Source organism: uncultured Cedecea sp. (assembly GCF_947498825.1).
Classification (GTDB): Bacteria; Pseudomonadota; Gammaproteobacteria; order Enterobacterales; family Enterobacteriaceae; genus JGM124.
Window position 1 is genome coordinate 1 of sequence record NZ_CANMLV010000061.1, and the last position, 619, is coordinate 619.

Annotated in this window: 1 protein-coding gene; it reads right to left on the bottom strand. The window is 59.6% G+C overall.

The window, feature by feature from the left end; genetic code table 11:
• Positions 1–619, bottom strand: a 619-nt coding sequence (locus tag Q1A40_RS22920; RefSeq protein ID WP_300006088.1) for an AAA family ATPase, incomplete at both ends; no start/stop codon positions are given.

Sequence of the window (619 nt, forward strand, 5' to 3'; positions counted from 1 at the left end):
ATCAGGTCGCTGCCGAGGTTGGACGTCATCAAAATAACGGTATTACGAAAATCGATTTCGCGCCCTTCGCCGTCGCGCATAAAGCCCCGGTCAAACACCTGGTAGAACAGGTTCATCACGTCGCGGTGGGCTTTTTCCACTTCATCCAGCAGTACCACACTGTACGGGCGTTTACGCACCGCCTCGGTGAGAATACCGCCCTGGCCGTAACCGACGTAGCCCGGAGGCGAACCCTTCAGCTGGGAAACCGTGTGCGGCTCCTGGTATTCAGAGAGGTTGATGGTGATAAGCGATTTTTCACCGCCGTACAGCACGTCCGCCAGCACCAGTGCCGTTTCGGTTTTGCCGGTGCCGCTCGGGCCGACCAGCAGAAACACCCCCTGAGGACCGTTTTCTGACGTCAGGCCGGTTTTTGCCGCCCGCAGCCGCTGGGCAATGGCAGTCAGGCCGCTATCCTGGCCGACCACACGCCTGGCCATGGCATCTTCCAGCGCGAGCAGTTCTGTCTGTTCGTCTTTCATCAAAGAGGACAGCGGCACGCCGGTCCAGTCCGCGATAACATTCGCCACGGTTCGGGTACAGACATCGACCTGGACCAGCGCACTCTCCTGCTGGAGTG